Raw genomic sequence first — 20,622 nt, forward strand, 5'->3', positions numbered from 1 at the left:
TGGAGATTTCTGCGGCAGTTCATTTACACCAATTGGGTGATAGTAGTGGACGACGACATCGACGCCCGCGACTGGAAGGATGTCATGTGGGCGCTGTCGACCCGCATTGACCCGGCCCGGGAAATCACCCTCGTGGAGGGCACCCCCATCGACTATCTGGACTTCGCCTCCCCGGAGAGCGGCCTGGGCTCCAAGATCGGCCTGGACGCCACCAACAAGTGGCCGCCGGAAACCCACCGCGAATGGGGCGAAAAGCTCGACATGGACGAGGCCACGGTCGCCCGGGTCACCGACCGCTGGGCGAGCCTCGGCCTGCCGCCCCTGAAGGGCTGATGGGCGCGCCGCAGGCGCAGGAAAGATCAACCACGAAGGTCACAAAGAGCACAAAGGTCAGCGCCGACCCTTGGTGTCCTTGGTGCTCTTCGTGGTGAAATATCTCCGCTGCGCGCAGGGTCTCAGGCCGCGGGCGGCGGCAGACGGCGGGCCGCGACGATGGGCCAGAGGATGTTGAGGGTGAGGCCGGCCATGACCAGGGCCGCGGCGCCGATCTTCCAGACCGGCATGGCCTCCCCCAGCAGCAGGGCCGAGGCGCCCATGCCAAAGACCGGGACCAGCAGGGCCATGGGCGTGATGGTCGCGGCAGGATGGCGGGCCAGCAGCCAGCCCCAGGCGGCATAGCCGAACAGGGTGTTGCCCACCGACTGCCAAACCACCGTGGCCCAGGCCGCCGGGCTCGCCGTGACCAGCGCCGCGCGCACGGTCGGCCAGCCCTCCAGAACCAGCGACATCACCACCAGGGGCGGGACTGAGAACAGGCTCGCCCAGACCACATAGGCCAGCATGTTCACCCGGCCGCTCAGCTTGGCCACATGGTTGCCGCCGGCCCAGCCCATGGCCGCGAGGATCACCAGGGCCAGGCCCAGGGGCGTGGTCGTCCGGTCCGAGTGGGCCAGGATCACGCCCACTCCGGCGGTGGCCAGCACCAGGGCGGCGATCTGGAAGCGCCGCACCCGCTCCCCGGCGGCCGCCATGGCCAGGCCGATGGTGAAGAAGACCTGCACCTGCACCACCAGGGAGGCGAGGCCCGGCGAAATCTGGCCGTTCATGGCGATGTAGAGCAGGCCAAACTGGCCCGCGCCGATCAGCACCCCATAGGCCGCCAAGTGGCGCCAGGGGACCATGGGGCGCAGCAGGAAGAAAACGGCCGGGACCAGGGCGAAGAAGAACCTCAGCGCCGCAAAGGCGAGCGGCGGCAGTTCGACCAGGCCGTACTTGATCACCACGAAGTTGGTCCCCCACACCGCCACCACCGCCAGGGCCAGGAGGACGTGCGGCAAGGGCAGAGCGGCGACGGGCATCGGGCGGAGCCTGGGGACAGAACGGAGGCTCATGTGGCGCGTGGCGCCGAGCTTGTCCATGGCGGCGTCCAAGGTCGTTTCGAAAGGGATCGAACCCCCTTGCCCCTGGGGCGAATTCGCAGTCCAACTGCGACCCGTGCGGGGGCGCACGGGGAACCATCATGAACCTGATCACATCGGGACACGCCGCAGCGCTCTGGACGGGGCTGCATCTGTTTCTGCTGCTGGCCCTGTCGATGCTGGTCGTCCGCCAGCGGCAGCGCCACAAGGTGGCGTTCGGCGACGACGGCATTCCAGAACTGGCCCAGGCCATCCGGGCCTTCGGCAACGCCACAGAGTATGTTCCCACTGGCCTGGCCGCGATCGCCGTCCTGGCCCTGGTGGAAGCCCCGCCCCTGGCCGTTCACATCTCGGGACTGGCGCTGTTCTCCGGCCGGGTGATGCACGCCATCGGCCTCTCGCAGAGCGGCGGCGCCTCTTTGCCGCGGGCGATCGGCGTGACCCTGACCTGGATTTCATACGTCTTCGCCGGCGTCGCCCTGCTGTTTTACGCGATCGTCTGACGATAGAATCCCGCCGTGACGCAGGCGCGCCACGGCGGGACATCAGGCGTCGGTGTGGGTCAGGCCGCCCGAGCCAGGTCGAAGCGGTCGGCGTTCATCACCTTGGTCCAGGCCTTGACGAAGTCGTCGACGAACTTCCGGCTCGCGTCAGAGGCGGCGTAGACCTCCGACAGGGCCCGCAGCTGCGAGTTGGAGCCAAACACCAGGTCGGTGCGCGTGGCCGTCCACTTCTCTTCGTCGGTGGCGCGGAGGGTGCCGACGAAGACCTCGTCGCCGCGGTCGTCCACCTGCTTCCACGCCGTGCCCATGTCGAGCAGATTGACGAAGAAGTCATTGGTCAGCTGACCCGGCCGGTCGGTGAAGACCCCGTGGGGCGAGCCGCCGTGGTTGGCGCCCAACACCCGCAGGCCGCCGACCAGCACCGTCATCTCCGGCGCGCTGAGGCCCAGAAGCTGGGCCCGGTCGATCAGCAGCTCCTCGGTCGGCACGCTGAACCGCACCTGCAGATAGTTGCGGAAGCCGTCGACCTTGGGCTCGAGCACCTCGAAGTTCGCCACGTCGGTCTGTTCGGCGGAGGCGTCGGTGCGGCCTGGCGTGAAGGGCGCCTCGACCTCGTGGCCGGCGTCCTTGGCCGCCTTCTCCACCGCCGCAACGCCGCCCAGCACGATCAGGTCGGCCATCGACACCTTCTTGCCGCCCGGCGCCGAGGCGTCGAAGCCGGCCTTGATCCCCTCCAGCACATGGAGCACCCGGGCCAGCTGGGCGGGTTGATTGACCTCCCAGTCCTTCTGCGGCGCCAGGCGGAGGCGTCCGCCATTGGCGCCGCCCCGATGGTCGGAGCCGCGATAGGTCGCAGCCGAGGCCCAGGCGGTCGCCACCAGTTCGGCCACGGTCAGGCCCGAACCCAGGATCTTGCTCTTCAGCGCGGCGATGTCGGCCGTGTCGATCAGCGGATGGTCGACGGGCGGGATCGGATCCTGCCACAGCAGGTCCTCGGCCGGCACCTCAGGCCCGAGATAGCGGGACTTGGGACCCATGTCGCGGTGGCACAGCTTGAACCAGGCCCGGGCGAAGGCGTCGGCGAACTGGTCCGGATTGGCGCGGAACCGCTCGGAGATCTCCCGGTACTTGGGGTCCATCTTCATGGCCATGTCGGCCGTGGTCATCATGGTCGGCAGGCGCTTGTCGGGGCTGTGGGCGCCGGGCGCCATGTCTTCCGGCTTCTGGTTGATCGGCTGCCACTGCTTGGCCCCGGCGGGGCTGCGCACCAGCTCGTACTCGTAGTCCAGCAGCATGTGGAAGTAGTTCATCGTCCACTGGATCGGGGTCGGCGTCCAGGCGCCCTCCAGGCCGCTGGTGATCGTATGATCGCCAATGCCGCTCTCGTGGCTTGAGGTCCAGCCCAGGCCCTGCTGGGCGATATCGGAGCCCTCGGGCTCGGCGCCCACCTTGGAGGCGTCGCCGGCCCCGTGGCACTTGCCGAAGGTGTGGCCGCCGGCGGTCAGCGCGACGGTCTCCTCGTCATTCATGCCCATGCGGGCGAAGGTCTCGCGGATGTCGCGCCCCGACTGGATCGGGTCCGGATTGCCGCCGGGCCCTTCCGGATTGACGTAGATCAGGCCCATCTGGATGGCGGCCAGGGGATTTTCCAGGGCCATTTCCTTGTCGGGCTGGATGCGGGTCTGGTTCTCCTCGTGGCCGACCCACTGCTCCTCGGTGCCCCAGTAGATATCCTTCTCAGGCTCCCAGATGTCCTTGCGACCGCCGCCGAAGCCGAAGACCGGGCCGCCCATGGACTCGATGGCCACATTGCCGGCCAGGATCATCAGGTCGGCCCAGGACAGCTTGGCGCCGTATTTCTGCTTGATCGGCCACAGCAGGCGCCGGGCCTTGTCGAGGTTGGCGTTGTCCGGCCAGCTGTTCAGAGGCGCGAACCGCTGTGAGCCCGACGAGGAGCCCCCGCGGCCATCGCCCGTGCGATAGGTGCCGGCGCTGTGCCAGGCCATGCGGATGAAGAAGGGGCCGTAATGCCCATAGTCGGCCGGCCACCAGGGCTGGCTGTCGGTCATCAGGGCGGTCAGGTCCCGCTTGACCGCCTCATAGTCCAGGGACTGGAAGGCCTTGGGATAGTCGAAGTCGTCCCCCATCGGGTCGCCATGCAGGCCCTGCTGGTGGAGGATTTCCAGCGACAGCTGGTTGGGCCACCAGTCTCGATTGGTGCGACCGAGCAGGGATCGGAGCGCCGCAGGCTGCTTCATCGGGCAGCCCAGCGGATCGCCGGTGTTGGAGGCGTCGTCCATGGTCGTTCTCCCTCGCGTTCTAGGCGTTGATGGAGCCTAGGCCCGGGGGCGGGGTATTGGAAAATCAATAAACTTGATGATCACGCACGGGAATTTCTATCAAGCTGCGCCACAGCCCGGCCGACCCCGCCATCCCTGAGCCGGCTTGCTCCACCGCCTGAGGTTCGCCATATGGCTGGGATGGATCAAAACCTGCTCGCCGAGCTGATCGCCGCCGCCCGCAAGGCCGGCGCCGATGCCGCTGAGGCCGTCACCGCCGAACGCCAGTCCCTGTCGATCTCCGTCCGCGAGGGCGAGTTGGAAGAGGTCGAGCGTGAGGAGTCCCGTGATCTCGGCCTGCGGGTCTTTGTCGGCCAGCGGCAGGCGACGGTCTCGGGCTCGGACCTGTCGCCGCAAGCCCTGTCCAAGCTGGTCGATCGGGCCGTGGCCATGGCCAGGCTGGCGCCGGAAGATCCCTATGCCGGGTTCGCCCCGGCCGAGCGTCTGGCCCAGGGGCCGCACCTGGACCTGGATCTCTACGATCCCACCGAACTCTCTCCGGAAGCCCTGGAGGATCGCGCCCGCGCCGCGGAGGCCTCGGCTCGCGCCGTGAAGGGCGTGGTCAATTCCGATGGGGCGACGGCGGGCTGGTCCACCGCCAAGTGGCTGATCGCCACCAGCCACGGCTTCGCGGGATCCCACCAGGCGTCGGGCTTTTCCCTGGGCGCCTCGGCGATCGCCGGCGACGGCCAGTCCATGGAGACCGGCTATGACGGCCGCTCGGTGCGCTGGCATGAGGACCTGCCGGCGCCTGACGGCATCGGAACCGAAGCCGGGCGCCGGGCCGCCGCGCGGCTGGGGTCGCGCAAGATCGCCTCGACGACAGCGCCGGTGATCTTCGAGAACCGCCTGGCCATGTCGATCATCAGCCCGCTGATCGGCGCGATCTCCGGCCCCTCCATCGCCCGCGGGTCCTCCTTCCTGAAGGACAAGCTCGGCCAGCCGGTCTTCGCCCCTGGCGTGACGCTCACCGATGATCCCCACCGCCGCCGGGGGCTCGGCTCCAGCCCCTTCGACGACGAAGGTGTGGCGACCACGGCCATGGACCTGATCGACAAGGGCGTGCTCACCACCTGGCTGCTGAATTCCAGCTCAGCCCGGCAGCTTGGCCTAGAGACCACGGGCCACGCCTCCCGCGGCCTGGCCGGCCCCCCCGGGGTCGGCGTCTCCAACCTGACCCTGCAGCCCGGGACCGAGGATCAGGCGAGCCTGATGCGCAGCGCCGGCAAGGGACTGCTGATCACCTCGATGTTCGGTCCTTCCCTGAACGGCAACACGGGCGACTGGTCGGTGGGCTGTTCGGGCTTCTGGTTCGAGGACGGAGAACTGGCCTATCCGGTCAGCGAAATCACCGTGGCCGGCAATCTGATCGAGATGTACGCCCGCCTCGTCCCCGGCTCCGACCTGGAGATCCGCGGGGCGTCCAACGCGCCGTCGGTGCTGATCGACGCCCTGGCGATCGCGGGGAAATGAGCCCCAGCGCCGCCCCCAGTCCCGCCCAGGACCTGGAGCTTCTGGTCGCCGCCGCCGTGGAGGCCGGGACCCTGGCCCTGGACCTGCGCGCCCGGGGCCTGAAGATCGCCTGGAAGGAAGGCAACTCCCCGGTCACCAACGCGGACTTCGCCACCGACACCCTGCTGAAGACCACCCTGGGCCGGGCGCGCCCCGACTATGGCTGGTTGTCAGAGGAGACGGCGGACGATCTGGAGCGGCTGGATCGGCGCCGCGTGTTCGTGGTCGACCCCATCGACGGCACGCGGGCCTATATGAAGGACAAGCCCTGGTGGGTGATTTCGGCGGCCGTGGTCGAGGACGGCCAGCCGATCGCCGGCGTCGTCTATGCCCCGCAGGTGGGCGAGGTCTACACTGCCATCCTGGGCGGCGGGGCCAAGCTGAATGGCTCCCTGATCGTGCCGGCCCCCACGGTGCGGCTGGATGGCTGCGGCATGGTCGGCGACCCGCGGATGTTCGACCACCCGTCCTGGCCGGAGCCCTGGCCGATCATGCGGGTGGAGTCCCGTAACTCCACCGCCTATCGCATGTGCCTGGTCGCCTCTGGGCAGTTCGACGCGGCGCTGGCCCTGGTGGCCAAGGCCGACTGGGACCTGGCCGCCGCCGATCTGGTGGCCCGGGAGGCCGGGGCCTATTGCGGCGACCATCTGGGGCGCAGCTTCGCCTATAACGGGCGGATTCCGTCGCAACGGAGTCTGTTATGCGCGGCGCCACGATTGGCCCCATTGATCATGGCGCGGGTCTCGCATATCGCCATACCAAACTGAGCCCTCTTTCGAGGAAGACATGCCCGAAAAACAGCTTTTGCACATCGTCATCGGCGGCGAACTCGAGGAAGTCGAGCAAGTTCGTTTCCGCGACCCGTCCAAGATCGACCTGGTCGGCGCCTATCCGACCTACGAGGAAGCCCTGGCGGTCTGGCGCTCCAAGGCCCTGGCGACAGTGGACAACGCCCTGATGCGCTACTTCATCATCCACGCCCACAAGCTGCTCGATCCCCAACTGGACGGCGAGAAGCCCGGCGGCTGAACAGGCGCAGGGCGACAAGCCCGCACCTTGTCTGAAAACTGTCACCCGCCGTAGGCAGAATGTCGCCCACGGAGGCTCCATTGTTCAGATCAGTTCTTCCCAAGCCGGGCGTGGCGGCGGCCACGGCCCTTGGTCTGTTGCTTGCCGGTTGCGCCAGCTTCGGTTCCGACGCGCCCAAGGATGGTACGCTCAGTGGAACCCTGGTTCCCGCGGCCCACGAGACTGTGGCTGTGGGCACCGCCAATAGCGACGCCGCCGATGACCCCGAAATCTGGGCCGACCCCCGCGATCCGAGTCGCGCGGTGATCTTCGGCACCGACAAGAAGGCCGGCCTTTACGTCTATGGCCTGGACGGTCAGGTCCGCGCCTTCCTGCCCGAAGGCCCGCTGAACAATGTGGACCTGCGCGACGGCTTCATGGTCGGGGGCAAGGCCCAGGTGCTCATCGCCGCCAGCCACCGCAGCCGCGGCGGGGCGCTGCTCTTCCTGATGGACCCCGACACCCTGGACGTGCGCCCCTGGGGCCTGGTCCCGGTTCCGGTCAGCGAGCCCTATGGCCTTTGCATGGCCCGCCGCGGCGACGACGTGGTGGTGATCGTGGTCGGCAAGGACGGCGACGTCCGCCAGGTCCGGGTGCGCGACCAGGGCGGCGAGCCCGTGGGCGTCGAGGAACAGAGCTTCGCCGTCGGCTCCCAGTCCGAAGGCTGCGTCGTCGATGACGAGACCGGCGTCCTCTATGTGGGCGAGGAGATGAAGGGGATCTGGCGCTATTCCCTCGATCCGGCGGCCGGCGGCGCCCGCACCCTGCTGGAAGCGGCCCCTGGTCCCCGCCTGACCCCCGATGTCGAAGGGCTGACCCTGCTGCGGGATTCGGGCCAGACCTTCCTGATCGCCTCGAGCCAGGGGGACAACGCCTTCGCCGTCTGGCGGGTGGCCGGCGAAGCCGCCGATTATCAGGGCCGGTTCTCCGTCGCCGCAGCCGGCGACGTGGATGCGGTCACCGGGACCGATGGCGTGGCCGCCCTGGGCGGCCCGGTCGGCCCCTATGCCGAGGGCCTGATCGTCGTGCAGGATGACGCCGACACCGAAGGCGCCTCCAGCGAGGTTCGTCGGGAGCGTCAGAACTTCAAGCTGGTGGACTGGCGGGCGGTGAAGTCCGCCCTGGAAATCAACCCCACGGCGCCTTAGGCCTAGGGGCCAAAATGGGGCCTTTGAGCCAAATGGGCGCTGCGTTGCGCCCCGCCGGCAAGCTAGGAGAGACATGATGAAGACGCTTACGGGCCTCTGCGCCGCCGTCGCCCTGCTGGGCGGCGCCGGCAGCGCGCATGCGGCGCGGGACTATGTGTGGGCGGCCGGCTCCTCGACCGTCTTCCCCTTCGCCACCCGGGTCGCCGAGAACTACGCCCGCAAGTCCGGCATGAAGGCCCCCAACGTCGAAGCCCTGGGGACCGGCGGCGGCATCAAGCTGTTCTGCAGCGGGGTCGGCGACAACTTCCCGGATATCGCCAACGCCTCGCGGCCGATGACCCAGCAGGAATACGACACCTGCGCCGCCAATGGGGTGACCGACATCGTCGAGCTGAAGGTGGGCTATGACGGCATCGTCATCGCCGCCGACCGTAGCGCGCCGGACTATCAGTTCCGCCTGCCCCACCTCTATCTGGCGCTCGGCGCCAATGTGCTGCGCGGCGGCAAGTTCGTGCCCAACCCCTACACCAACTGGAACGAGATCGGCCCGGGCCTGCCCAACAACCGCATCCTGGTCTATGGCCCGCCGCCGACATCGGGCACCCGCGACGCCTTTGTGGAGCTGGGGATCGAGGCTTCGGCCCGCACCTATCCTACCGCGGCGGCCCTGCGTGACCGCGATCAGGACGAGTTCAAGCAGATGACCCACCCGCTGCGCCGGGAGGGCTGGGTCGACTCCGGGGAAAACGACAACGCCATCGTCCAGACCCTGACCAAGACCCCGGGGTCCCTGGGGGTGTTCGGCTATTCCTTCCTGGAAGAGAACGGCGACAAGGTGAAGGCCATGTCGATCGACGGGATCGCGCCCACCGTGGCCACCATCGCCCAGGGGACCTATCCCCTGTCCCGCTCCATCTTCATCTATGTGAAGAAGGCCCATGTGGGCGTGACCCTTGGCCTGCAGGAGTTCACCACCGAGTTCACCTCCGATGCGGCGACCGGGCGCGGCGGCTATCTGCAGAGCCGCGGCCTGATCCCGCTGCTGCCGCCAGAGCATGAGGCCGTGAAGGCCGCCGCCGCCAACATGACCACCATGAGCCGGCCCAACTAAGGACCGATCGGCGGGGCGCAGGCCCCGCCGGCCCCGCCATGCCCCTGCAACCCGACCTGAGCTGGCTGGTCGCCGCCGTGGCGCTCGGGCCGTTCATCGGCAGTTTTCTGGGCCTGATGAGTCTTCGACTGCCTGAGGGGAAGCCGGTAGGCCTCGCCCGGTCGGCCTGCCCCGCCTGCGCGCGGCCCCTAGGGCCGGTCGACCTGGTCCCGGTGCTCTCCTTCGTCGCACTCAGAGGGCGGTGTCGCACCTGCGGCGCGCCGATCCCTCGCCGTTATCTGGCCCTGGAGCTGGCCTGCCCGGCGCTCGCCCTGTGGGCGGCGCTGGTCCATCCGTCAGCGGAGGGATTTCTCGGCGCTCTGCTCGCCTGGCAACTCCTGCTGCTGGCCCTGCTCGACGCCGAGCACTTCTGGCTGCCGCGGATGCTGACCCTGCCCCTGATCGTCTCGGGCCTGGCGGTCGCCGCAGCCCAGGGCGTGCTCGGAAGCCACCTGCTGGGCGCTGTCCTCGGCTTCGCCGGCCTGAGCCTGCTGGCCTTGGCCTATCGCAAGGCCCGGGGCCGAGAAGGCCTGGGCGGCGGCGACGCCTATCTGCTGGCCGGCGGCGGCGCCTGGTGCGGCGCCATCGCCCTGCCCAGCATCCTGCTGATCGCCGCAGCCTCCGGTCTGGTCTTCGCCCTGGTCCTGCGGTTTCGGGGCCAGGCGCCGGCCGCCGACCAGCCCCTGCCGTTCGGCGTGTTCCTGGCCGTGGGCGTCTGGCTCACCTGGCTCTATGGCCCCCTAGGGCTGGCCTAGCCGCCCGATCCACCGGCGCCGGTGGCCGTTCAGGGTGCGCTCATAGCCGGCCATCCCCAGGGCCGCCTCCACCTCGGGGCGGCTGGTGCGCAGGATCATGTCCATCTGATAACCGCCATCGGCCCCGATCAGCAGGTCGGCCTGCACATCGACCCCTTCGGCCTGGCCGCGAAGTGGCAAGGCGAGCGAGGCGCCCGCGCAGGCCGGGTCTCCCGCCAGGACGAGGCCCGGCAGTTGCAGGCCCGCAAGGCTGATATCGGCCAAGGATACCTGGCCGCCGGCCCTTCGGCATTCGCCGCCCCGAAGGTCGAGGGAGAGGCCGACCATCCGCACCGTCCCGGCCAATCCCGACGCCGGCGCGAGCTGGCCAAGGGGCAAGGCGGCGTCCACATCGATCAGTTCCACAGCGCCCCGGCCAAGCCGCGCCGCGCCGGTCGCGACCTCGCCAGCAAAGGTGAGGCGCGGCCGCGCCGCCAGCAACGACAGCGGGCTCAGCCCCAGGCGGACCTCGCCGAGCCGCAGGCCGCGGTAGGCGGCGTCCGACAGGCGGCCGCGCCAGACCGTCCCCGAGACCTGGGCTGCGCTCAGACCCGCTGCGCCGGCGCGGTCTCCCAGGACAAGGCTCAGGGGCGCCATGGCCAGCACGACCACCAGCGCCGCCAGACCGAAGACGCCCCCCAGGGCCGGGGCGGCGAGCGGCAGGCTTGGCCCGATGAGCCTCATGGAGTCACCGCCGCGAAGGTGGCGTCCACATCCAGCTGGCCGACCTCGCCTTTCAGCACCGTCAGGTGGCGGGCGGCGATGGCGTGTTCGGCCTGCAGGCGGGCGATCCAGGGCATGACTGAGGCGCTTGGCCCCATGACCACGGCCTGGACGCCGCCGTCCTCGCCGGCCTCGATCCGCACCACCTCCAGGCCAGCCGCCGCGGCGGTGTCGGCCACCAGTTGCTCCACCGGGGCCGACCGCGTAGGCGCAGGCGCGGCTTCGCCCAGGCGGGCGATCTCGGCGACGGCGGCGTCCACCACCGCCTCGTCAGCCAGGGCGCGGGCGAGGTGGTCTTCAGCGTCCTGGGCGGCGCCCCGCAGGGGCGAAGCCACGCCAAACCACAGGATGAAGATCAGCAGCAGCCCGGCGAGCGCGCCCAGGAGACTCTGCTCGCGCCGGCTGCGCGTCGTCCACCATTCCACCATCACCGTGCTCCCAGAATGACGTCGCTGATCACCCGCCCGCCCTCTTCCCGCGAGCCCTCGACCCGCACGGAGAGGCCAGAGGCGTTCAGGGCCTGGGCCAGGCTCTCGCCATCGGAATAGGCGGCATGGCTGAGGGCGGCCCGGGCTGCGCCGTCAGGCATGATGATCAGGCTTTCGACCTGGACCTGATCCATGGGTTCGACGGCGGCGAACAATTGCGCGGCCAGGCCGCTGGCGCCGCCGCCGGACACCAGGCTGAGCGCGTCCAGCTGCGCCTGGGCCTGGACGGCCGGGTCGGTGACCAGCGTCCCCTGGGGCAGGATGGCGGCGACCTTGGCCTCGGCCCGGGCCTCGGCCTGACGGGCGCGCAGGTGGTCGGCGCCGGCCTGGGCGCCCCAGAGGACCAGCGGGCTGATCAGCAGGGCCGCCGCCAGGATCGCGGTCCGGCGAAGGTCGCGGCGACCCAGGGGCTCGCGCCGCGTGGGATCGAACGCCCCCTGCAGCAGGTTGACCGCAGGGCTGACCGCCATGTCGGCCAGGGCGCGCTCCAGGGCGGGGCCGGCCAGGGCCTGGGCCGGACGTTCGCCGACGATGGCGGCCACCAGGTCCGGCTCACCGGTGAAGGCCAGCCGCTGGCCCCGCACGGCGGTCAGGGCGCCGAAATCTGCGGTGATGATCACCGGCACGCCCTCAGGATCGTCCGGCGGCTCGGGCAAGGCCAAGCAGTCGGGGATGACCAGATCGGGCGCGACCCCGTGCAGGGCGGCGTGGTCCAGCCAGGCCTGCATCCGGACCGCCGAAAGCGCGACGATCAGGCGATGACCATCGGCCTCAGGCGGCGACAGGCCCAGATGGGCGCCCACCGCGCTGGTCATCTGGTCTTCCAACAGGGCGAGCGCCGCCCCCCGGGCCTGGGCCTCCGACGCGGCCTTGATCGGCGCCCAGCGGACCAGGACTTCGGCGCCGGGGATCACCAGCACATTGCGCATGGGCGTCAGGGCCGAGGCCTCCTGCACCGGCAGGATGCCGCGCCCCACCACCGAGCCCAGCTCGTCGAGGATCAGATAGGTCGGCTCGGCGTCGGGCGCCGCGCCGGCGAGGACGATACGGGTTCGGTTCATTCGTCATATGTCCATCGGCGGGCGACCAGGCGGACCTGGCCGGCGGAATCGACCTCGAACAGGCCGCTGGCGACCACCTCGGCGTCGAGATAGTCCACCTGGGTCTGCAGGGTGAAGAAGCGGGTGATGGCCTTGAGCTGGCTGGGGTCGCCCGGGATGTGCTCGGCAAGCGCGGGCTGGGCCCAGAAATCGGTGACGCTCCAGCCGCCGGCCGGCCGCGCGGCGATCACGCGCAGGGCGAGCTCCGGGCTCACCTCGCCCTGCGTCAGCATGGTGATCAGCACAGCCTTGTCCGGCGTCAGGGTGTTCACATTGATCGGCGACAGGTCGGTGATCGGCAGGGCGCACACATAGGGGCGCAGGCGGGCATAGACCGAAGGCGTGAAGCCGCGGATGGCCCGCAGTTCGCTGACCTCGGCCAGCAGGGTCCCGCCGGTCCGATAGGCGGGCGATCCCGCCAGATAGGCCTCGTCCTCGGCGCCGCCGCTCTCGCGAACCCCGTCGCTGTCGATCCAGTCGGTGAGGGCCGCGCCCAGCATCTCGGCCTCGCGGGGGGCGAAATTGAGGGCGCCCAGCAGGGCGTTGAACTGGGCGACCCCGGTCTCGCGCCGGCTCAGCACATCGCCGGCCCCCTGGACCACGCTGTTCAGATTGAAGCAGGCGCCGCCATCGGTGATCCGGCTCTGGATCAGGCCGTTCTCCACCGGGAAGCTGAAGGGGCGATCATGCCAGCCGCCGTCCAGGGTGACCCGGTCCGACGCCCGCACCAGCTGGCTGATCTGTCCCGCCGCCAGGGTCTCGGCGCCCAGGGCGTACCAGCGGGCCTGGCCCACGGCCTGGGCGTTGGCGGCCCGACGAATGCCAAAGCGGATGTCGTCCAGCACCACGGCGGCCAGGGTGGCCAGCACCGCCACCAGCAGGAGGACGGTCAGCAGGGCGACGCCCCGCTCCGATGAGCTCGCCGCGGGCCTCATGCCCCGCCATCCGGCAACAGGACCAATTGCGTGACCTGGCCAAAGGACTCCAGGTCCATCTCCAGGCGGATCGCCTGCGGCAAACGCCGGTCGGCGCTGGGCGCCCAGGCCGGCGCCCAGGCCCCGCGGGCGTAGAAGGCGACCACCAGACCCCTCACCCCGCGCAGCAACACCTGAGGTTCGCCCAGGGCCGCGCCGTCCAGGGCCGAGCGGGCGCGCCGCTCCAGGCGGTCCTCCACCAGGCGGTATTCCACATACTGCATCGCCGCCCGCGGCGCGGCGTCGGGATTGTCCCAGCCCCGGCGGGTGAAGGCCAGGACCGGCGCGGCGTCGCTCTCGCCGCCTGAGAGGCTGCGGCTGGGGACGCCCCCATCGGCGCGGGTGCGGCGATCGGCGATCTGCTCCAGGTCGGTCTTGATCAGGGCCCGCGCGCTCTGCAGGGCGGCGATCTCGTCCATCCGTTCGCGCACCACCGCGCGGTTGTCGGCGGCGAAGCCCAGCACCGCCACGCCGGCGGCCGAGAGCAGGCTGAAGACCAGCAGGGCCACCAGCATCTCCACCAGGGTGAAGCCCTTCATGCGCCCCCCCGGAAGACGGTGACCTCGGCCACGGTGCGCGGCTCGCTGGCGCCCCGGACCTGAATGTCGATGCGCAAAAGACCCTGGTCGGCGGGCGCCGTGGTGCGCCGCCAGACCCAGTCCTGACCGCCGAGCTGGACCTGGCCCTCGGCCTCGCCCAGGGCCGGCGGCTCCGGCGAGATCAGGGCCTCGACGGCGGCGTTCTCCGCCACCATGGCCGCCAGGGTTCGGGTCTGCAGCAGTTGGGCGGTGCGGGTGTTTTCCCCCGCCAGGTTCAGGAGCGCGAGCACCACCAGGCTGAACACCGCCAGGGCGACCAGCAGCTCGATGAGGGTGAAGCCCTGTTCAGCCGGCCGGCGCATCGAGCCGCACCTCGCCGGTCCCATCGACGCTGACTGTCATCTGCTGGTCGGCCCGAGACAGGGTCACCCTGGCCGGCTCGGCCGACCCGGTGGGATCGAACCGCACGGCGTCCCGGCCCGGGGCCGCCTGCAGGCGCGCCCCCAGGCCGGCAGGCCAGGCGTGGGCCTCGAAGGGCGCAGCCTCCAGAGGCTCCCACTGGCCCCGGCGCAGGACGCGGAAGTCGTAGCCGTCCTCGTCCAGGCGAACCTCAACGGCGCGGTTGGTCAGCAGGGATTCCTCCCGCGCCCGGGCGAAGCGCCCGGCGAGCGCTTCGGCCTCGCGGCGCACCTCGCCGCGGCCGTCTGGGGCGGTCATCACCACCGCGGCGCCCATCAGGCCCAGGATGACAAGCACCACCATCAGCTCCACCAGGGTGAAGCCGGCCTCAGCGCGGCGGCGCGTCCCGGGGACGGCCTCAGTTCCAGTTGCCGATGTCCGCATCCTCGCCTTCGCCGCCCTTGGCCCCGTCGGCGCCGAAGGAGTAGACATCGAACCGGCCCCGCTCGCCGGGATAGGCGTACTGATAGGGGTTGCCCCAGGGATCGTCGGGCAGGCGGCGGATATAGCCCCCGTCCCGATAGCGATCGGCCCGGGGAAGCCCGGCCGGAAGCTGGGTCAGGGCCGCCAACCCTTGCTCGGTGGTGGGATAGGCCAGCATTTCCAGCCGGTAGGTTTCCACCGCCTGCTCCAGGGTGGAGATGTCGGCCTTGGTCTTCTCCCGCATGGCGCGGTCCTGGCTCGGCAGCACATTGATCATCACCACTGTGGCCAGCAGGCCCAGGATGACGACCACGACCATCAGCTCCACCAGGGTGAAGCCGGCTTCCGAGGCCGGGCGGGCGCGCATCTTGCGTCGGGTCATGAGGGCTCCTTCGAACGCTCTGGTCCCTAGCCCAGGGCCAGGGTGTTGATCTGCAGGATGGGCAGCAGGATGGACAGGACGATGACCGCCACCAGTCCGCCCATGAGAATGATGATCGCCGGCTCCAGCAGGCTGAGCGCCACGGCGGTGAAGGTCGCGAACTCGCGCTCCATGTATTCCGCCGCCCGACCCAGCATCAGCTCGACCCGGCCGCTGTTCTCGCCGCTGGCGGTCATATAGACGAGCAGCGGCGGGAAGACCGCCACCTTGCGCATGGCCGAGGACAGCGCCCCGCCCTCGCGGATCATCTCGGCCATGTCCGTCGTCGCCTGGCGCAGGACGTGGTTGTGGATGGTGGGCGCGGTGATCTGCAGGCCCTCCAGGATCGGCAGGCCGCTGGCGATCATGGTCGAGAGCGTTCGCGCCAGACGCGCCGCATGCAGGTCGCGGGTCAGGCGGCCCAGGATCGGCAGGCGCAGCATGAGCGCGTCGGCGTTCATCCGGATGTCTGGCCGCCGAAGCGCACGCGCCGCCAGGACGCCTGCGACCGCCAGGACCAGCAGCATGACCAGGCCATAGCTGCGGATCGCGTCGGAGGTTCCGATCACCAGCCTGGTCAGCAGGGGCAGGGTCTGGCCCATGGATTCGAACTGGTCGACCACCTTGGGCACCACGAAGGTCATGAGGGCCAGGACCACCAGCAGGGCGGTGGCGGCCAGCACGGCCGGATAGACCAGGGCCGCGGTGACCTTGCTCTGGGCCTGCTGGTCCCGCTCCAGAAGATCGGCCAGGCGCTCCAGGATCGATGGCAGGGCGCCGGAGCCTTCGCCGGCGGCGACCATGGCCCGGTAGAGGGGCGGAAAGGCCCGACCCTGGCGCGCCATGGCGTCGGACAGGCGATAGCCCTCCAGCACGCCCCCATGGACCCCCATCAGGGCGTTGCGCACCGCCGGCTTCTCGGCCTGGACGGCGATGGTGCGCAGGGCCTCTTCCAAGGGTGCGACGGCGACGAGCGTCGCAAGCTGCCGGGTGACCAGCGCCAGGGATCGCGCGTCCAGCCGTCCGCCGAACAGGCCGGCCGAGCCTGGCCTGGCCTTGCCCGGCGACAGGCGGATGGCGGCCAGGCGGCGACGTTCGAGGACCTCGCGGGCGGCGGCCTCGTCGGCCGCCGTCAGCTGGCCGGTGCGGGTGCGGCCGGCCAGGTCCAGGGCGACATAGTCAAAGCTGGCCATGACCGCCGCCTTCCTGGCGCGTGACCCGCAGGGCTTCCTCGACCGTGGTCAGGCCCTCGACGATGCAGGTGTGCGCCTCGGCCGATAGGCTGCCGCCGCCGGACGCTACCCCGGCCGCGGCGATGGCCGCCTCGTCGGCGTTCTCGCCGATCAGCCGACGCACATGGTCGTCGATCCAGATGGCCTCATAGATGCCGATCCGACCCACATAGCCGGTCTGTCCACAGTCGGCGCAGCCCTGGGCGCGGTAGAGGATCTGGCCCTCCGCCACCCCGGCCTGGCGGGCGGTGGCCGCGTCGGCGGGCTCCGGCCGGCGGCAGGTGGGGCAGAGCCGGCGGACCAGGCGCTGGGCCACGATCAGCCGCACGGTCGAGGCCAGCAGGAAGGGCTCGACCCCCATGTCGCGCAGGCGGGTCACGGCGCCGGCCGCGTCGTTGGTGTGGACCGTGGAGAGCACCAGATGGCCGGTGAGGCTGGCCTGGACGGCGATCTGGGCGGTCTCAACGTCACGGATCTCGCCGACCATGACCACGTCCGGGTCCTGGCGCAGGATGGCCCGCAGCCCGGCGGCGAAGGTCATGCCGACCTTGGCGTTGACCTGGGTCTGGCCGACGCCAGGCACGGCGTATTCCACCGGATCCTCGATGGTCAGGATGTTGCGGCTGGCGTCGTTCAGAAGGGCGAGACCCGCATAGAGGCTGGTGGTCTTGCCCGAGCCCGTGGGCCCGGTGACCAGGATCACCCCATTGGGCTCGGCCAGGGCCCTTTGGAAGGCCGAGAGCACGGCGGGGCGCATGCCCAGCTCGGGCAAGGGGATGCCCGCCTGTTCCTGGTCGAGGATCCGCATCACCACCCGCTCGCCGGCCCGGGACGGCAGGGTGGAGACCCGCACGTCCAGGCTGCGGCCGCCCAGCGCCAGGGAGATGCGGCCATCCTGGGGGATGCGCCGCTCGGCGATATCGAGCCGGGCCATGACCTTGATGCGGCTGACGATCAGAGGGCTCAGCCGGTGCGACAGGCTCAGCACCTCACGCAGCACGCCGTCGATCCGTAGCCGGATGATCAGGGCGGTTTCGAAGGGCTCCACATGGACGTCCGAGGCGCCGCGGCGGATGGCCTCGGCGATGACGCCATTGATCAGGCGGATGATCGGGGCATCGTCCTGGCTGTCGAGCAGGTCGGCGGCCGCAGGGATATCCTCGGCCAGGCTGTCGAGACCGCCGGGCATGTCGAGATCGTCAGGGCCGCCCGCCGAGAGGCCGTCATCGGCATAGGCCTCCGACAGGCGCCGCTCGAACTCGGCCCGCGGCAGGGCGTGGACCTTCAGGGCGCGGCCCAGGGCGCGGCGCGCCTCGACCAGCGCCAAGGGATCGGCGCCGTCGCGCAGGCCCACATGGGCGACCTCGTCGACGCCCAGCAGCACGACGCCGTGCCGCTTGGCGAATCCGTAGGGCAGCAGGGGCGGACCAGCGGCCTCCATCTCAGCGTTCCGGCGGCGGAAGCGGGGGCGGCGGCAGGGCCGTGACGGGTTCGGCCTGCATGTAATCGCGAACCAGGGCGTCGAGATTGCTCAGGCCGTCGGGGCTGCGGGCCAGCTCCCGGTCGCGGATATAGGCGTAGCGCGGCCCGGTCAGGGCCTGGGCGTCGGCGGCGCTTTCGATGATCGTCGGACGGATGAAGACCATCAGATTGCGCTGCACGTTCTGGCGCGAGGTCGCCTTGAACAGATTGCCCACCACAGGGATGTCGCCCAGGAACGGCGTGCGCTCGACGGTGGTCCGCTCATTGCGGTCCAGCAGGCCGCCCAGGACGACGATGGCGCCGTCGTCCACCGCCACGGTGGTTTCGATGGAGCGCTTGTCGAGGATCAGCTCGTTATAGTCCTCGCTCACCGGTCCGGCGATGCTGGACACCTCCTGGCGCAGGAAGAGGGTGATGGCCCCGCCGGCGTTGATCTGCGGCTTCACGTCCAGCTGGATGCCCACATCCTGCCGCTGGACGGTCCGGAAGGGGTTGCTGTTGGAGTCCCCCAGCACCTCGCCGGTGGTGATCGGGATTTCCTGGCCCACCAGGATGGTGGCCTCCTGGTTGTCCAGGGTCATCACCGAGGGGGTCGAGAGCAGGTTCGAGGTGGTGTCGTTCTTCACCGCATTGATGATGAAGCCGAACAGGGCGTCGCCGCTGCGCCCGTAGCCGCCGGTGATCATGCCGCGGGCGCCCAGCAGGGAGTCCATGGCGGTCTGGCGAAGGGCGGCCAGGGCGGCGGAATCCTCAGGCAGGTTCGCCTCGCCGGCCGCGGCCCCGGCCAGGGCCAGGAGGTTCGGCGCGGCGTTGGAATAGTTGGTGGCCGAGAACGGAATGCTGGAGCCGTTGATCCCGGCCAGGGCGAACTGGACGCCCAACTGCTGGGCGGCGTTGTCGGAGAGCTCCACCACCACGGCCTCCACCAGCACCTGGCGGCGGCGGGTGTCGAGCTGACGGATCACCTCGCCCAGCACCCGCTGAGTGTCGGGGTCGGCGGCGATGACGATGGCGTTGGCGCCGGGATAGCGGGCGATATTGGCCCGGCGACCGCCTCCGCCCGCCGTCGCGGTCTGGTCGCCAGCGGCGGCCGTCGAGGTGGCCGCGGCCTCGTCGTTTCCGCCCCGGGTCTGGGTCTGGCCGACCAGTTGCTGCAGCACGGGCACGAGTTGCTCGGCGTCGGCGTGCTGCAGGTTGATGACCCGCACGTCGCCGCTGGTCTCAGCCCGGCTGTCGAGGTCGCGCACCAGGTCCAGAAGCGGTCGGACGGCCTCGGGCTCGCCCCGCAGGATCAGGGAATTGCTGCTTTCCACCACCACGAGCGACACGATGCCGTTGCGGGCGCCGGGATCGGCGCCGGGGGGGTTCAGCACCTGGTTGACCACGCTGGCGATCTCCCGGGCCGAGCTGGAACGCAGGGTGACAGTTTCGGTGAGCGTGCGGTCCTGGTCCACCTGACCCAGCAGGCTGCGGATCCGGGCCAGGTTGTCGGCATAGTCGGCGACCACCAGCAGGTTGCCCCGCGGGCTCGGCATGATCACGCCCTGGCGGCCGATCAGCGGCTTCAGCGTTTCGGCGGCCGAGACGGCGTCGATGTTCCGCAGCCGGAAGACCTGGGTGGAGAAGCCATAGCCGCCCCCGCCGCTGAGGCTGGAGGGCTGGGCCGCCGCGCCCTCTTCCGGCGTGATGCGATAGACGCCCGCGCCGGCCGGTACGGCCACCAGGCCGTTGGCGCGCAGGGTCGAGAGCATCACCTCGAACAGCTCGTTGCGCGACAGGGGCTCATTGCTGCTGATGCTGACCTTCCCCTGGACCCGCGGGTCGATGACGAAGGTCTGGCCGGTGGCCCGGGCGACATCCTGGATGAAGACGCGGATATCGGCGTCCTGCAGGTTCAGGGTCTGCTGCTGGGCGTAGGCGGCTGGCGCCGGCCCGAGGCCCGCGCCGGCGGCCATAAGGATGACGAGGGCGATCAGTCTCTTCACGGGGCAGACATCCGCAGTCGGGTGTTCATGACCTGGCCGCCACGCTCGTAGCTGACGTCCACATGGGTGGCGGTGGCGAGGATCTGGGGCAGTTCGCTCATGCGCTCGCCATTGAGCTCCGAGCCGTCGATGGTGAGCAGGACGTCGCCGGGCTGCAGACCCGCCTGGGCGAGAATGGCGGCCCCCTGGGCGCCGCGGGGCGTCACCGTATAGCCGGCCGACCGACCCTCGCGCATCCGCGGCGCCAGGGCCAGGGCCGCCATGAGCTGGGCGCCGCTATAGCCTGGGGCGGCCTCGGAAGCCTGGGCCGTCGTCGCCGCGGTCGGCGGCGGCGCATAGGCGGACCCGCCGGGCGTCGGAAAGCCGATCCGGCGGCGGTTGGCGCCCTGGCGCACCACCACATGGTCGTCGGCCACCTCGACCAGGGTGATCCCGTCAGGACCCTGCTCGCCGATGAAATAGAGGGTCTGGGCGCCGCCGGGGGGCCCAAGAATGGCCGAGGCGCTCGCCCCGCCCGTGCGCACCCCATAGAGCTGGAGGTCCGAACCCGTCGTCACCGGGGCGTCGGACGGGCCGCCGAGGCGGAAGAAGGGGTCGAACCGGGCCAGGATTTCGGTCTGGGCCGAGGCGCCCGCCCCGCTCGTCGGCGCGACCCCGAGGGGGCCAGAGGGCGGAGCGACGACGATCCAGACCAGCCGCGCAGCCTGCACGGCGAGCAGGAGAACCAGGGCGATCTCCACCAGCCCCAGGATGGTGCGGGGCTGCAGGGCGACGCCGTGACGAACGGCGGCTAGGTTCACAGGAGGATCTCCGAAGTCCCTGGGATGGTGGGCTGGGCCGGCGGCCGCATGCCCGTCGGGGCCT

The 20,622-nt window shown here is 70.4% G+C and carries 21 protein-coding genes and 1 pseudogene; 8 read left to right on the forward strand and 14 right to left on the reverse strand.

Translation table 11 applies throughout. From position 1 onward, the window contains the following. A pseudogene (locus tag Q7S93_RS05900) lies at window positions 1-333 on the forward strand (UbiD family decarboxylase domain-containing protein); the annotation flags it as partial. Window positions 334-455: 122 nt separating this feature from the next. Here the strand turns inward: Q7S93_RS05900 and Q7S93_RS05905 are convergent. Beyond that, entirely contained in the window at window positions 456-1,358 is a 903-nt protein-coding gene (locus Q7S93_RS05905; protein ID WP_304712813.1) for an EamA family transporter, read from the reverse strand. Window positions 1,359-1,519: 161 nt separating this feature from the next. Between Q7S93_RS05905 and Q7S93_RS05910 the strand changes: the two genes are divergently transcribed. Beyond that, on the forward strand, window positions 1,520-1,921 hold the full coding sequence (locus Q7S93_RS05910; RefSeq protein ID WP_304712814.1) for an MAPEG family protein: 402 nt from the start codon (window positions 1,520-1,522) through the stop codon (window positions 1,919-1,921). Window positions 1,922-1,980: 59 nt separating this feature from the next. Here Q7S93_RS05910 and katG read toward each other — a convergent pair whose 3' ends face one another. Beyond that, window positions 1,981-4,221 (reverse strand): catalase/peroxidase HPI, encoded by a 2,241-nt coding sequence (katG, locus tag Q7S93_RS05915; RefSeq protein ID WP_370652084.1) that lies wholly within the window; start codon window positions 4,219-4,221, stop codon window positions 1,981-1,983. Between the two features lie 180 nt (window positions 4,222-4,401). Here katG and Q7S93_RS05920 point away from each other — a divergent pair, with 180 nt between their 5' ends. The 6 genes from Q7S93_RS05920 to Q7S93_RS05945 all read left to right on the forward strand — a co-directional run bounded on the left by Q7S93_RS05920 (window position 4,402) and on the right by Q7S93_RS05945 (window position 9,893). Then, entirely contained in the window at window positions 4,402-5,733 is a 1,332-nt protein-coding gene (locus Q7S93_RS05920; protein WP_304712942.1) for a TldD/PmbA family protein, read from the forward strand. Further along, complete coding sequence (locus Q7S93_RS05925) at window positions 5,730-6,539, forward strand: 3'(2'),5'-bisphosphate nucleotidase CysQ (RefSeq protein WP_304712815.1); 810 nt, start codon at window positions 5,730-5,732, stop codon at window positions 6,537-6,539. Before Q7S93_RS05920 ends, Q7S93_RS05925 begins: the two co-directional genes overlap by 4 nt. A 19-nt stretch (window positions 6,540-6,558) precedes the next feature. Then, on the forward strand, window positions 6,559-6,801 hold the full coding sequence (locus Q7S93_RS05930; RefSeq protein ID WP_304712816.1) for a DUF4170 domain-containing protein: 243 nt from the start codon (window positions 6,559-6,561) through the stop codon (window positions 6,799-6,801). Window positions 6,802-6,881: 80 nt separating this feature from the next. Further along, window positions 6,882-7,988 (forward strand): phytase, encoded by a 1,107-nt coding sequence (locus Q7S93_RS05935; RefSeq protein WP_304712817.1) that lies wholly within the window; start codon window positions 6,882-6,884, stop codon window positions 7,986-7,988. Between the two features lie 73 nt (window positions 7,989-8,061). Further along, entirely contained in the window at window positions 8,062-9,099 is a 1,038-nt protein-coding gene (locus Q7S93_RS05940) for a substrate-binding domain-containing protein (protein WP_304712818.1), read from the forward strand. A 38-nt stretch (window positions 9,100-9,137) separates the two neighbouring features. Continuing rightward, window positions 9,138-9,893, forward strand: a complete 756-nt coding sequence (locus tag Q7S93_RS05945; protein ID WP_304712819.1) for a prepilin peptidase — start codon at window positions 9,138-9,140, stop codon at window positions 9,891-9,893. Here Q7S93_RS05945 and gspN read toward each other — a convergent pair. From gspN to Q7S93_RS06005, 12 genes are read right to left on the reverse strand one after another with little or no spacing between them, the layout of a single operon-like run. Then, the gene (gene gspN, locus Q7S93_RS05950; protein WP_304712820.1) at window positions 9,879-10,616 is read right to left on the reverse strand and encodes a type II secretion system protein N; all 738 of its coding nucleotides are present in this window, start codon (window positions 10,614-10,616) and stop codon (window positions 9,879-9,881) included. The two genes, Q7S93_RS05945 and gspN, sit on opposite strands and share 15 nt — an antisense overlap. Beyond that, a complete protein-coding gene (gspM, locus tag Q7S93_RS05955) occupies window positions 10,613-11,083 on the reverse strand; it encodes a type II secretion system protein GspM (protein ID WP_304712821.1) in 471 nt (156 codons plus the stop codon). The genes gspN and gspM overlap by 4 nt, the downstream gene beginning before the upstream one ends. Then, the gene (gene gspL, locus Q7S93_RS05960) at window positions 11,083-12,204 is read right to left on the reverse strand and encodes a type II secretion system protein GspL (RefSeq protein ID WP_304712822.1); all 1,122 of its coding nucleotides are present in this window, start codon (window positions 12,202-12,204) and stop codon (window positions 11,083-11,085) included. Before gspL ends, gspM begins: the two co-directional genes overlap by 1 nt. Continuing rightward, window positions 12,201-13,178 (reverse strand): type II secretion system minor pseudopilin GspK, encoded by a 978-nt coding sequence (gene gspK, locus Q7S93_RS05965; RefSeq protein ID WP_304712823.1) that lies wholly within the window; start codon window positions 13,176-13,178, stop codon window positions 12,201-12,203. Before gspK ends, gspL begins: the two co-directional genes overlap by 4 nt. Continuing rightward, window positions 13,175-13,756: a type II secretion system minor pseudopilin GspJ gene (gspJ, locus tag Q7S93_RS05970; RefSeq protein ID WP_304712824.1), complete on the reverse strand. Its 582-nt coding sequence runs from the start codon at window positions 13,754-13,756 to the stop codon at window positions 13,175-13,177. Before gspJ ends, gspK begins: the two co-directional genes overlap by 4 nt. Further along, complete coding sequence (gene gspI / locus Q7S93_RS05975) at window positions 13,753-14,118, reverse strand: type II secretion system minor pseudopilin GspI (protein ID WP_304712825.1); 366 nt, start codon at window positions 14,116-14,118, stop codon at window positions 13,753-13,755. Before gspI ends, gspJ begins: the two co-directional genes overlap by 4 nt. Next, window positions 14,102-14,599: a type II secretion system minor pseudopilin GspH gene (gene gspH, locus Q7S93_RS05980; protein ID WP_304712826.1), complete on the reverse strand. Its 498-nt coding sequence runs from the start codon at window positions 14,597-14,599 to the stop codon at window positions 14,102-14,104. Before gspH ends, gspI begins: the two co-directional genes overlap by 17 nt. Beyond that, window positions 14,574-15,020: a type II secretion system major pseudopilin GspG gene (gene gspG / locus Q7S93_RS05985; RefSeq protein ID WP_304712827.1), complete on the reverse strand. Its 447-nt coding sequence runs from the start codon at window positions 15,018-15,020 to the stop codon at window positions 14,574-14,576. The genes gspH and gspG overlap by 26 nt, the downstream gene beginning before the upstream one ends. 26 nt (window positions 15,021-15,046) lie before the next feature. Next, entirely contained in the window at window positions 15,047-16,252 is a 1,206-nt protein-coding gene (gene gspF / locus Q7S93_RS05990) for a type II secretion system inner membrane protein GspF (RefSeq protein ID WP_304712828.1), read from the reverse strand. Beyond that, entirely contained in the window at window positions 16,239-17,732 is a 1,494-nt protein-coding gene (gspE, locus tag Q7S93_RS05995) for a type II secretion system ATPase GspE (protein WP_304712829.1), read from the reverse strand. Before gspE ends, gspF begins: the two co-directional genes overlap by 14 nt. 1 nt (window position 17,733) lies before the next feature. Continuing rightward, window positions 17,734-19,758 (reverse strand): type II secretion system secretin GspD, encoded by a 2,025-nt coding sequence (gene gspD / locus Q7S93_RS06000; protein ID WP_304712830.1) that lies wholly within the window; start codon window positions 19,756-19,758, stop codon window positions 17,734-17,736. Then, window positions 19,755-20,558, reverse strand: a complete 804-nt coding sequence (locus Q7S93_RS06005; protein ID WP_304712831.1) for a type II secretion system protein N — start codon at window positions 20,556-20,558, stop codon at window positions 19,755-19,757. Before Q7S93_RS06005 ends, gspD begins: the two co-directional genes overlap by 4 nt. Window positions 20,559-20,622: the final 64 nt, after the last annotated feature.

This window comes from Phenylobacterium sp., from assembly GCF_030646615.1.
Classification (GTDB): domain Bacteria; phylum Pseudomonadota; class Alphaproteobacteria; order Caulobacterales; family Caulobacteraceae; genus Phenylobacterium.

Excerpts from the sequence above, each read along its gene's own strand:
- Q7S93_RS05905 (WP_304712813.1), bottom strand. The coding sequence starts at position 1,358 with ATGCCCGTCGCCGCTCTGCCCTTGCCGCACGTCCTCCTGGCCCTGGCG.
- Q7S93_RS05910 (WP_304712814.1), top strand. The coding sequence starts at position 1,520 with ATGAACCTGATCACATCGGGACACGCCGCAGCGCTCTGGACGGGGCTG.
- katG (WP_370652084.1), bottom strand. The coding sequence starts at position 4,221 with ATGGACGACGCCTCCAACACCGGCGATCCGCTGGGCTGCCCGATGAAG.
- Q7S93_RS05920 (WP_304712942.1), top strand. The coding sequence starts at position 4,402 with ATGGATCAAAACCTGCTCGCCGAGCTGATCGCCGCCGCCCGCAAGGCC.
- Q7S93_RS05925 (WP_304712815.1), top strand. The coding sequence starts at position 5,730 with ATGAGCCCCAGCGCCGCCCCCAGTCCCGCCCAGGACCTGGAGCTTCTG.
- Q7S93_RS05930 (WP_304712816.1), top strand. The coding sequence starts at position 6,559 with ATGCCCGAAAAACAGCTTTTGCACATCGTCATCGGCGGCGAACTCGAG.
- Q7S93_RS05940 (WP_304712818.1), top strand. The coding sequence starts at position 8,062 with ATGATGAAGACGCTTACGGGCCTCTGCGCCGCCGTCGCCCTGCTGGGC.
- Q7S93_RS05945 (WP_304712819.1), top strand. The coding sequence starts at position 9,138 with ATGCCCCTGCAACCCGACCTGAGCTGGCTGGTCGCCGCCGTGGCGCTC.
- gspN (WP_304712820.1), bottom strand. The coding sequence starts at position 10,616 with ATGAGGCTCATCGGGCCAAGCCTGCCGCTCGCCGCCCCGGCCCTGGGG.
- gspM (WP_304712821.1), bottom strand. The coding sequence starts at position 11,083 with ATGGTGGAATGGTGGACGACGCGCAGCCGGCGCGAGCAGAGTCTCCTG.
- gspL (WP_304712822.1), bottom strand. The coding sequence starts at position 12,204 with ATGAACCGAACCCGTATCGTCCTCGCCGGCGCGGCGCCCGACGCCGAG.
- gspK (WP_304712823.1), bottom strand. The coding sequence starts at position 13,178 with ATGAGGCCCGCGGCGAGCTCATCGGAGCGGGGCGTCGCCCTGCTGACC.
- gspJ (WP_304712824.1), bottom strand. The coding sequence starts at position 13,756 with ATGAAGGGCTTCACCCTGGTGGAGATGCTGGTGGCCCTGCTGGTCTTC.
- gspI (WP_304712825.1), bottom strand. The coding sequence starts at position 14,118 with ATGCGCCGGCCGGCTGAACAGGGCTTCACCCTCATCGAGCTGCTGGTC.
- gspH (WP_304712826.1), bottom strand. The coding sequence starts at position 14,599 with ATGCGGACATCGGCAACTGGAACTGAGGCCGTCCCCGGGACGCGCCGC.
- gspG (WP_304712827.1), bottom strand. The coding sequence starts at position 15,020 with ATGACCCGACGCAAGATGCGCGCCCGCCCGGCCTCGGAAGCCGGCTTC.
- gspF (WP_304712828.1), bottom strand. The coding sequence starts at position 16,252 with ATGGCCAGCTTTGACTATGTCGCCCTGGACCTGGCCGGCCGCACCCGC.
- gspE (WP_304712829.1), bottom strand. The coding sequence starts at position 17,732 with ATGGAGGCCGCTGGTCCGCCCCTGCTGCCCTACGGATTCGCCAAGCGG.